General features: G+C 39.3%; 7 protein-coding genes and 3 pseudogenes. 6 read left to right on the top strand and 4 right to left on the bottom strand.

Annotation, left to right across the window (positions count from 1 at the left end):
* Together WN50_RS01825 and WN50_RS37300 are read right to left on the bottom strand one after the other, a co-directional pair.
* Window positions 1-754, bottom strand: a pseudogene (locus WN50_RS01825) (DUF2079 domain-containing protein); the annotation flags it as partial.
* Between the two features lies 1 nt (window position 755).
* Window positions 756-954, bottom strand: a 199-nt coding sequence (locus WN50_RS37300) for a DUF2079 domain-containing protein (protein WP_425354774.1), incomplete at its 3' end; no start/stop codon positions are given.
* A 231-nt stretch (window positions 955-1,185) separates the two neighbouring features.
* Here WN50_RS37300 and WN50_RS01815 point away from each other — a divergent pair.
* The 6 genes and pseudogenes from WN50_RS01815 to pcrA all read left to right on the top strand — a co-directional run.
* Window positions 1,186-1,861, top strand: a pseudogene (locus WN50_RS01815) (ArnT family glycosyltransferase); the annotation flags it as partial.
* A 1,606-nt stretch (window positions 1,862-3,467) separates the two neighbouring features.
* Window positions 3,468-3,971: pseudogene (locus tag WN50_RS01800) on the top strand (DUF47 family protein); the annotation flags it as partial.
* 476 nt (window positions 3,972-4,447) lie between these two features.
* Entirely contained in the window at window positions 4,448-5,506 is a 1,059-nt protein-coding gene (locus tag WN50_RS01790) for an inorganic phosphate transporter (protein ID WP_046279544.1), read from the top strand.
* 49 nt (window positions 5,507-5,555) lie between these two features.
* Window positions 5,556-6,515 carry an endonuclease/exonuclease/phosphatase family protein gene (locus WN50_RS01785; protein ID WP_160315334.1) on the top strand — a complete coding sequence of 320 codons (960 nt, stop codon included), beginning with the start codon at window positions 5,556-5,558 and terminating at the stop codon, window positions 6,513-6,515.
* A gap of 265 nt (window positions 6,516-6,780) precedes the next feature.
* Complete coding sequence (locus tag WN50_RS01780; RefSeq protein WP_046279546.1) at window positions 6,781-7,770, top strand: NAD-dependent epimerase; 990 nt, start codon at window positions 6,781-6,783, stop codon at window positions 7,768-7,770.
* Window positions 7,771-7,877: 107 nt separating this feature from the next.
* The gene (gene pcrA / locus WN50_RS01775) at window positions 7,878-10,220 is read left to right on the top strand and encodes a DNA helicase PcrA (protein WP_046279547.1); all 2,343 of its coding nucleotides are present in this window, start codon (window positions 7,878-7,880) and stop codon (window positions 10,218-10,220) included.
* A 368-nt stretch (window positions 10,221-10,588) separates the two neighbouring features.
* On the opposite strand, the gene WN50_RS01770 is transcribed toward pcrA, so the two are convergent.
* The gene (locus WN50_RS01770; RefSeq protein ID WP_245397812.1) at window positions 10,589-10,756 is read right to left on the bottom strand and encodes a YccF domain-containing protein; all 168 of its coding nucleotides are present in this window, start codon (window positions 10,754-10,756) and stop codon (window positions 10,589-10,591) included.
* 172 nt (window positions 10,757-10,928) lie between these two features.
* Window positions 10,929-11,297, bottom strand: coding sequence for a YccF domain-containing protein (locus WN50_RS01765; protein WP_046279458.1), 369 nt, complete (start codon window positions 11,295-11,297; stop codon window positions 10,929-10,931).
* Window positions 11,298-11,513: the final 216 nt, after the last annotated feature.

The raw sequence follows: 11,513 nt of genomic DNA, 5'->3' as shown, positions 1-11,513 counted from the left end.
CGGGGAGAAAGTCCCCAAATAATCGGAACAGTCAGCAGGACTAAATATTCCAAATTAGCTAAGGTAAAAATTTGTTGGAAAACAATTCCCGGTTTCAGCAACAAATTAATCGCAATTTCCCCAACAGAATCTCCGAGAGAATCATAAAATTTAACACCTGCGGGTTCACCTCCACTGAATTGAGGAATGATCACCTGAGTTGCAATGAAAAACCACGTTAAACCCAAAAATAAAGCAATTAATCCACAAGTTCGCCGATTTTCAAACAATAGTAACCATAGCCCTAAAGCGGCGACAGTTAAAGATAAAACCGCTTTGCAGCTTAAGATGATCACCAGGGCGAAACTAAAGGCTAAAACTTGCTGTAAACGAGCGGCTAAAATCGCCCAGAGTAACGCAGGAAGTGCTATAACTTCGGGATGAAAATCAAACAAATTGAGATTAAAAACAAGCGGATAAAGTAAATAAACGGCAGCCATAGCCGTGGCTTGGGATTGTTTTAAATTCGCCTGAGTTGCTAAATAAAAAGTCGGTAAAGCACCCATCGCCAGGCTAACCGCTTGGACAAAAAATAACCAGTGAATATCGGGAAAAATCTTGTATAATATAGCCAAAGGATAAAGTATCCAAGCCCCATGATCACCCAAAATATGTAAACCTCGAAAAACCACAAAAGGTTCTTGCCCTTGACTAATTAGGTAAATCCCATTATCAAAAATGCCCAAATCAAAAGCATTCGATTGAAATAAGGCATNATATAGCCAAAGGATAAAGTATCCAAGCCCCATGATCACCCAAAATATGTAAACCTCGAAAAACCACAAAAGGTTCTTGCCCTTGACTAATTAGGTAAATCCCATTATCAAAAATGCCCAAATCAAAAGCATTCGATTGAAATAAGGCATGACGTAAACTGCTACAAATAAACAAGATGATGGTACTAACAATAACCATCACACCCACGAGATGAAGTTTAGAAATAAATTTGGTCATACTCGGTAGATTGATTAAACCTCTAGATACAGCTTCAAGGAAATGCTATCATTTTAGAGAGAAAATTTGCTCATTTAGGATTGCCAAAAGTGTCTCACTGTGAAAAAATAAAAAATTCTCCTGTCCTGATGGAACCTCGAACTGCTAAATTAGGGTCTGAGAGATTGAATATTTGGAAATGACGCACTGGGAATGACAACATTGAAGATAGCCAAACCCCTCAAACAATACTGGAAATCCTTTGATCAACATCCAAAAACAAGTTGGGGATTCTCAATTTTTGGGTTGTTGTTGATTTGTAGCATCGCGTTTCTGTGGAATTTGGGGAATACTGGGTTAGTTGATGAAACTGAACCCTTGTTTGCGGAAGCCGCCCGTCAAATGGTACTGACAGGAGATTGGATCACGCCCTATTTTAACGGTGAAACTCGCTTCGATAAACCCCCGTTGGTTTATTGGTTGATGGCGGTGGGTTATCAAGTTTTTGGTGTGAATGAATGGGCGGTGCGTTTTCCCTCCGCATTGGCGGCGATCGCTTTAACGGTGGGTTGTTTTTTAACCTTGCGATCATTCGGATTTTTTCCCTCAAATTTTCCAGTTGATTCTCGACAAAAAACACGCCAGTTGTGGTTATCTGCTTGGATCGGATCGGCGATCGCAGCTTTTAATCCTGAAACCCTGATTTGGGCGCGTCAAGGCGTCTCAGATATGCTGTTAAGTGGGTGCATGGGAACCGCTTTATTTTGCTTTTTTTGGGGCTATGTTGAGGAAGGAAAAAAAACAACCGAAAGCCCAGAAGGCTTTTCTCTTTCTCAGTTATTCCTAGACTTTTCTCTGCCTAATAAATGGTATTTATCCTTTTATATTTNCCTGAAACCCTGATTTGGGCGCGTCAAGGCGTCTCAGATATGCTGTTAAGTGGGTGCATGGGAACCGCTTTATTTTGCTTTTTTTGGGGCTATGTTGAGGAAGGAAAAAAAACAACCGAAAGCCCAGAAGGCTTTTCTCTTTCTCAGTTATTCCTAGACTTTTCTCTGCCTAATAAATGGTATTTATCCTTTTATATTTTCTTGGGATTAGCCGTCTTAGCAAAAGGGCCAGTTGGTCTTGTTTTACCCGGATTAATATTAACATCTTTTTGCCTTTATCTCGGTAATTTCAGAAACGTTTTACACGAAGTAAAGCCCCTTGTAGGCGGAATCATTTTCACAATAATTGCCCTGCCTTGGTATGTTTTAGTCATTCTCCGCAATGGTCAAACCTATATTGATTCTTTCTTTGGCTATCACAATATTCAACGATTTACGAACGTCGTTAATGGTCACGCCGCCCCTTGGTATTTTTACTTTCTTGTTGTTTTAATTGGCTTTATGCCTTGGTCGATTTATTTGCCCTTAGCTATCATTCGTTCTCACTTCTGGCAGCGTTCTTTTTGGCGTCAACAGCCTCGTGATCATCAGTTAGGTTTGTTTGGGTTATTCTGGTTTGTTTGTATTTTTATCTTTTTCTCTATTTCTGTTACAAAGCTTCCCAGTTATGTCTTACCAGCAATGCCAGCAGCATCTATTTTAATTGCCTTATTATTTAGTGAATCAATAATTGCCCAAAATGCAGAAATCCAGGAAATAAAAGCTTCAAAAAATAGAGGAATACTGTTCACGGGAGGATTCAATATTTTGTTCCTCGTTATTCTGGGAATTGCTTCTCTTTATAGTCCTCAATTCATCGGAAGTGATCCAGCGATCATTGACTTACCCGCAGTCGTTGAAAAATCGGGCTTACATTTACGAGGAGGAATAATCTGGATAGCCACTGCAATATTAATCGCATGGATACTGCGATATCCCAATCAATGGCGTTGGTTAATCGCTGCCAATTTAGCTGGATTTATGGCGTTTTTTATGCTTCTAGTTAATCCCGCAATTTTTCTGATTGATGAAGTTCGTCAACTCCNCCACTGCAATATTAATCGCATGGATACTGCGATATCCCAATCAATGGCGTTGGTTAATCGCTGCCAATTTAGCTGGATTTATGGCGTTTTTTATGCTTCTAGTTAATCCCGCAATTTTTCTGATTGATGAAGTTCGTCAACTCCCCTTAAGACAAATTTCTCAGCAGATTTCTCAAGTCGAAAAACCTCAAGAAGAAGTCTGGATGATCGGCTTTAGAAAACCCAGTGTTGTCTATTATTCAGAACGTCATGTTGTTTTTTATACGGTGCTTGACTTTTTCAAGGGATTAATGGAAGATCAGCCAATATACAATCTTTTTGATTCAATTCAAAATCGTCCCAATCCTTCAACAATTATGGTGATTAGTCGCCTCAAAGAACTTGAAAGACTGGGTTTACAGGATAAAGATTATCAAATTCTAGAAGAAAAAGGTCGTTATCTATTAATTAGAGTTGAAAAAAAGATGCTTTTAGATCGGGTCTTAAATTTACCTTAGATTTTTTAACAGAGGATCAAACAATGTCAGAAAAAATACCATCCTTCTTTGGCAAAACAAAATTTATTGAACAGCAGCTTGATGAATTTATGGATAAAGTATCTGAGGGAAGCTTATACTTTGAAATGGGTTTAACCTCCTATCTTGCCAAAGGTTTTGTTACTGAAAGCTGTGAAGAAAAAATGCAGCAAATTCAAAACGTTAAAGATCGCTGTAACGAATTACGGCGGGCAATTGAATCTGAACTCTACACAGAAATGTTAATTCCAGATTCCCGAGGTGATGTCTTAAGTTTACTCGAAAATCTTTACTATTTAATCGATGTATTTGGTGATATCTATCAAGATATTATCATCGAAAAATTAGAAGTTCCCACGGTTTACGAAAAAGACTTTAAAGATCTCACCCAAATGGTGGTTAAAAGTGTAGAAACGATTGTCATTGCAGCCCGTTCGTTTTTTAGAGATCCGCGCACAGTACGCGATCACATTTATAAAGTCAGAGTTTATGAATCTGAATCTGATAAANATGTATTTGGTGATATCTATCAAGATATTATCATCGAAAAATTAGAAGTTCCCACGGTTTACGAAAAAGACTTTAAAGATCTCACCCAAATGGTGGTTAAAAGTGTAGAAACGATTGTCATTGCAGCCCGTTCGTTTTTTAGAGATCCGCGCACAGTACGCGATCACATTTATAAAGTCAGAGTTTATGAATCTGAATCTGATAAAATTGCTTTACGCCTGAAGAAAAATATTTTTGATTCTCAATTGCCTTTGGAGCGAAAAATTCAACTGCGCGATAGTGTAAATGTGATTAATTCTCTGGCGGATGCGGCTGAAAATGCTAGCGATAAACTGGCAATTTATGCAATTAAACGAGTTTTATAATATTAGTAGGATTCATCAAATAGTTATTTCTTGAACAAAAGCCATAGGTTTGATGCACCTAAAGGTAACAAGTTTGATGGTATGATTTTTTGAGGTTAATTTTCAACTAAATGGACATCATCGCAACACTCATTTTTCTGTCGAGTGGCTTATTTTTGGGCTGGTCTTTGGGGGCAAATGATGCAGCTAATGTATTCGGTACAGCCGTCGGAAGTCGCATGGTTAGATTTAGTACCGCCGCTTTTATTTGTAGTATTTTTGTTATAATCGGAGCAGTGATTGGGGGTGCGGGTGCTGCGGAAGGCTTAGGCGAATTAGGTGCAATTAACACACTTCCTGGTGCATTTACAGCCGCCTTATCTGCCGCAATTACAGTGTTTTGGATGACTCAAATTGGCTTACCTGTCTCTACCAGTCAAGCCATTGTAGGTGCAATTATTGCTTGGAACTTGTTTAGCGGTTCAGCAACCGATATCAACGCATTAATCAAAATTATAGGGACTTGGGTTGCTTGTCCAATTTTAGGGGCAATTTTTGCGGCTATTCTCTATAAAATTGTGGTGGTTTTCATTAACGGAATTAAACCTCATTTACTTCAGCTAGACTTCTACACTCGTTTTTTCTTAATCTTAGCAGGTGCATTTGGTTCTTATGCACTTGGAGCGAATAATATTGGGAACGTCATGGGAGTATTTGTTCCTTCCTCTCCCTTTACAGATATTCGTCTAAATCAATTGACTTTTAGCTCAGTAGAACAGCTTTTTTTATTAGGAGGAATTGCCATAGCTGTGGGAGTCTATACTTACTCTAAAGGCGTAATGATGACAGTCGGAAATAATCTGATGCCCCTGTCTCCGGTGGCTGCATTTGTTGCTGTGACTGCTCATTCTCTCGTTTTATATGTATTTTCTTCGAGGCAGTTACAACAGTTTTTGGTGAATAATAATTTACCGACAATTCCGCTCATTCCTGTTTCTAGTTCTCAAGCGGTAGTCGGTGCAGTTATTGGTATTGGTTTACTACATGGAGTCAAAGGATATAGACAAATTAAATGGCAAGTTTTACGCAATATTGCATTGGGTTGGATAGCGACTCCCATTATTGCGGTTATCTTGGGTTTTGTGATGCTTTTTATTGTGGAAAACGTCTTCAATCAACAAGTTTATTAAAATGAGAAACAGAACTTTGAATTTCTTATTAAATAATCTCTGTTTTGGCATGAATATTATAGCAATTTTGGCGGCAATTGCAACTTTTCTGGGTTTTTTGGGTCGCCAATGGTGGGTTTTCCAACTCCTCGATCATTTGCGAGTTCAATTGAGTTTAATTTTACTGCTGGCTATTTTATTAAATGGGATTAAATATCGCTTTTGGAGTTTAGCTTTTAGTCTCCCCTTATTCCTGAACGTCCTGTTAATTTTGCCTTTGTTTATCCCACATTCTCAAAATATTAACGCTGTTCAAGGGAATAATACTGCTCAAAATTCCTTACAGTTACTTCATCTGAATCTTGACCGCAACAACACAAATTATACACCCACACTGCAATATTTAGACCAACAAAATGCCGATCTAATTTTTCTCCAAGAAGTGACACCCGCATGGTTAAATCAGATTGAATCTAATCTTACTCGTTATCGGGTTGTCGAGTCCCGTCCGCTAAAAAATTCTCATGGAGTTGCCTTTTTAGTCCCGACAAATTTACCCCCATCTCTGCAAATTAAAAACACAGAAATTCTTCATTTTCCCTCAAATTCCGAACGTCCGATGATTGCCACTCAGATACAAGGGAATCAAACCCTATCTATTCTCAGTTTACACGTTACTCGTCCTCGAAATAACGGCACTTCTAACTTTCAACAAACTGAACTAGATGCAGTAGCCGCTTGGAGTCAGCAACAACAAAATCAGGGAAATCAAGTAATTATAATAGGTGACTTTAATCTTACCCCTTGGTCAAGTCGATTTCGTCAGTTTTTACAAGCCGCTCATTTGAGAAATTCTCAACGAGGTTTTGGACTTCAACCCACTTGGTTAGCAGGTTTACCTCCTTTTATGATGATTGCAATTGATCACGCGGTGTACAGCGAGGATCTGATGACTTTAGACCGAAAAATAGGCCCTAAACTTGGCTCAGATCATTTACCGCTTTGGCTAGAAGTCACTCCCAGAGGTTAACTCAGTTGATTGAGGATAGGGCTTGAAAATTACCTAATACTTAACAATTTTGATAAAATATGCTATGACATTAATAGAACGGTTAAAATCATTGAAACGGGTTGCATTTGTCTAAGCTGTTCTTTGCCGTTACAATTAGTGCATAATCTTACAGAACAGCGACTTGCTAATCTGAAGCTCTAAAGCCGATTAGTAAATTGGGTCTATAGAATCAACGTTAACACCAAAAGAAGTCAAAACCTGAAGTTTAGAAGGGGAAAGTTTTGTGAAAATCTTAGTGACAGGCGCGGCTGGATTTATTGGATTTCATTTGTCTAAAAGGTTACTGCAACGAGGGGACACCGTTATCGGATTAGATAACCTCAATTCCTATTATGATGTTTCTTTGAAAAAAGATCGACTTGAGCAAATCAGTTCTTCAAAAGATTTCACCTTTTATCAATTAGACTTGGCCGATCGCGAACAAATAGAAAAGCTCTTTTCTGAACAAAAATTTGAAGTTGTTGTCAATCTAGCCGCTCAAGCCGGAGTTCGCTATTCTATCACGAACCCCCATGCTTATGCTGATAGCAACCTCACGGGTTTTATGAACATTCTCGAAGGTTGCCGTCATACAAACGTGGGTCATTTGGTTTTTGCATCTTCGAGTTCAGTCTATGGGGCAAACAAAAAAATACCCTTTGCGGTTGAAGATAACGTTGATTATCCCGTCAGTTTATATGCAGCCACAAAAAAAGCAAATGAATTAATGGCTCACAGCTACAGCCATCTCTATAATATGCCCTTAACAGGCTTACGTTTCTTTACCGTTTATGGGCCTTGGGGTCGTCCAGATATGGCAGTTTTTCTGTTTACAAAAGCCATTCTTGCAGGAGAACCTATCAAAGTCTTTAATTATGGTAAAATGCAACGAGATTTTACCTATATTGATGATTTAGTTGAAGGCATTGTCCGGGTAATAGATAACGTTCCTCAGCCCAATACAGAAGCTGAAAGCAACTCAAAAGCTCCTTACAAAATCTACAATATTGGCAATAATAAACCCGTTGAACTTTTGCGAATGATCGAAGTTTTAGAGAACTGTATTGGGAAACAAGCCGTCAAAGAAATGCTTCCGATGCAACCCGGAGACGTGCCGATCACTTATGCAAATGTTGATGCTTTAGTTCAAGACGTTGGCTTTAGTCCCGATACCCCAATTGAAGTCGGAATTGAACGATTTGTAGAGTGGTATCGGACTTATTACAACTGCTAATTCTAACTTGATAAGTTTCTCTGTTACTCCTCCCCTGATTAATTTTAGTCAGGGGAACCTTGAACATGGTAGCCTAAACTATAGCGGAAAATTTCCCTTTTGCAGCCATGACTCAGACCGTTGACTTCCTTAGCCATCTCAACCCCTGCCAACGCCAAGCCGTCGAACATTTTTGCGGTCCGATGCTCGTTGTGGCGGGAGCAGGTTCGGGTAAAACTCGGGCGTTAACCTATCGCATTGCCAACCTATTGCGAACCCATCACGTTCATCCCGAGAATATTTTGGCGGTGACATTTACCAACAAAGCCGCCCGAGAAATTAAAGAACGAGTCGAGACAATCTTTTCTGAACAACAGGCGCAAACTCAGTATCAAAAACCCTTTTCCGCCTTGACTCCCCCCGAACAAACGAAGTTGCGATCGCAAGTTTATCGCAGTATTACTAAACATCTGTGGATGGGAACTTTTCACAGTCTTTGTGCGCGAATTCTTCGCTACGATATCAACAAATATACCGACGAAAAAGGCAGACAGTGGCAACAAAACTTCTCGATTTTTGATGAATCCGATGCTCAAAGTTTAGTCAAGCAAATCGTCACCAAACAGCTTAACTTAGATGAGAAAAAGTTCGAGCCTCGAAAAGTTCGCTATCAAATTAGTAACGCCAAAAACTTAGGGCTTTCTCCCCTAGCTTATCAACGAGAAAATCCTGAATATAATGGTCGAGTCATTGCCGACGTTTACAGCATCTATCAAGATAATCTCGCCGCCAATAACGCCCTAGATTTTGATGATTTAATTCGAGTTCCCGTTGAACTATTCCAGCAAAACGAACAAGTTCTAGCCTATTGGCATCAAAAATTCAGCCATATATTAGTCGATGAATATCAAGATACCAACCGCACTCAATATGATTTCATTCGGCTATTAGTCACCAACGGCGAACATCCGAGAACCTTTAACAACTGGAAAAATCGTTCAATCTTTGTCGTCGGAGATGTCGATCAATCGATTTATTCTTTCCGCATGGCAGACTATACCATTCTGTTAGAATTTCAAGAGGATTTTGGGGACGGTTTAGCCGATGACGACACCCGCACCATGATTAAATTAGAAGAAAACTATCGCTCACGGGAAAATATTCTCGAAGTCGCCAATCAACTCATTCAAAATAATACCACCCGTATTGAAAAAGTATTGCGTCCGACACGCGGAGAAGGGCCGCCTATTTTCTGTTATCAAGCCGACGATGAAGCCGCAGAAGCCCGATTTATTGCCACTCAAATTAACAATTTAACCCAACAACATCCCGAATTAGGTTATGGTAGTTTTGCAATACTTTATCGCGTTAACGCTCAATCTCGTGCCTTAGAAGATGCTTTAATTAAAAGCAATATTCCCTATCGAGTTGTGGGCGGCTTAAAGTTTTATGATCGCAAAGAAATCAAAGACGCAATTTCATATTTACGAGTGATTGCCAATCCTGCTGATAGCATGAGTTTAATGCGAATTATCAATACACCCCGCAGAGGAATTGGTAAAACTACCATTGATAGCTTAGTCAATGCGGCGCAACAATTGGGCGTTCCCCTGTGGGAAATTGTCAGCGATCAAGACTCAGTAAATACCTTAGCTGGACGTTCAGCAAAAGCTGTTAATCAGTTTGCTCAAATGATATCATCTTGGCAAGAACGAATCGCATCCTACACGGTGCTTGATATTTTAGACGGTGTAATGCAGGAATCTGACTATATTCTAGATTTGACAAATCAAGGCACAGATGAAGCCGAAAGTCGCCTTGAAAATATTAAAGAATTGAGTAACGCCGTCGCACAATTTCAAGAAGATTCTGAAGATACAACCCTCGGCGGATTTTTAGCCAGTGCTTCTCTAGCGTCTGATTTAGATAATCTCCAGGAAGGGGAACAAGCCGTTTCTTTAATGACGCTTCATTCCGCCAAAGGCTTAGAATTTCCGATAGTATTTTTAGTGGGAATGGAACAAGGATTATTCCCCAATTTCCGCAGTTTAAATGATCCCTTAGCCCTCGAAGAAGAACGGCGACTTTGTTATGTGGGAATTACTCGCGCAAAAGAACAGTTATTCCTCTCACACGCCCGAGAACGTCGTCTCTGGGGATATTTAGAACCCTGCATTCCTTCGATGTTTTTGAAAGAATTACCCCCAGATCTCATCAAAGGTTATCTCCCGGTTACTCAACCTGCAAAATCAACTAAAAAGACTCAAAAAACTCCCGAAAAAAAGAATCAAACCCCCTCAAAAGTCGAAAGCTTTGCTGTTGGCGATCGCGTACTTCATCGATCTTTTGGAATTGGAGAAGTCACCCATATTTTTGGAAACAAAGGTAAAATATCCATCGCCGTTAAATTCACAACTTCCAGCCCGAAAATTCTTGATCCGCAGATTGTTCCTTTAGAAAAATTAGAGTAAAATTTGATGGGGATTTTCCCCCTAATAAAAGTTTATATGATCATGTCCGACTAATCAAGAATCATTCTGTAGGGGCGGGTTCTAAACCATCTCTGACACCTATTACTAAATTAAAAAAACCCGCCCCGCCTTCAGAACACGCATTAATCAACCGGACATGGTATGATAGGAAAAAGTGATGAAAATGGTCAACTTTTATTAGATGAACCTTTAGAGATTAAATCATATGAAATCGAAAAAATAATGCTACAGATCAATTTCCTGCAAGAGGGGGCGGGTTTATTAAGATGATGTGTGGGATATATAAATGGGTTCGGAACCCGCCCCTACAGCATTATCAATCATATGTAGCAAATATTTAATCGTTTTTAACGAAGTTCTCGCCCAAAAGGAAATAGAGCCAGTGGAATCAGTTTAAAATGTTGTTGAGCAAAAGGAATCCCGATAATCGTAATCAATAAAATCAGCCCATGAACTAAATGAGAAAGGGCAATTTCCCAACCAAAAAAGATCACCCAAATCACATTAAAAATCATCGTAAAAGGATTAGAAAAACNTAAAAAAATAGAAAATCAAAAAAATAATGCTACAGATCAATTCCCGGCAGGGGGGGGGGGTTTTATTAAGATGATTTGGGGAATATATAAAGGGGTTCGGACCCCGCCCCTACAGCATTATCAATCATATGTAGCAAATATTTAATCGTTTTTAACGAAGTTCTCGCCCAAAAGGAAATAGAGCCAGTGGAATCAGTTTAAAATGTTGTTGAGCAAAAGGAATCCCGATAATCGTAATCAATAAAATCAGCCCATGAACTAAATGAGAAAGGGCAATTTCCCAACCAAAAAAGATCACCCAAATCACATTAAAAATCATCGTAAAAGGATTAGAAAAACCTTCTAACACCACATTTTCTTTGCCAAAGGGCGTCATGGTTGCAAAACCGAGTTTAATCGCTTGCAGTCCAAACGGAATGCCAATAATCGTTAAACAAGTTGCCAGCCCACCCAAAATATATCCTAAACCCGAAAGAAAACCGCCAAAAATCAACCAGATAATATTTCCGATCAGACTCATTTTTTATTCTCCTTTATAGCGTTAACGGCATTTTACACCCATTCTCGTAACGTTTGATGCACAACAGCCAGATGCCACATATAATCCTCTAAGGGGTATTCAGAAGCCGCTTTGATAATAAACTCTTTGGCTTGCGCTTCATCCTGTTGTGCATCAAACGTTACGAGAATGGGTGTAAAATGCCGTTAACGCTATAAAGGAGAATAAAAAATGAGT

This window comes from Limnoraphis robusta CS-951 (assembly GCF_000972705.2).
The sequence above is the reverse complement of the archived record's forward strand: the minus strand, read 5'-3'. Positions and strand labels throughout refer to the sequence as shown.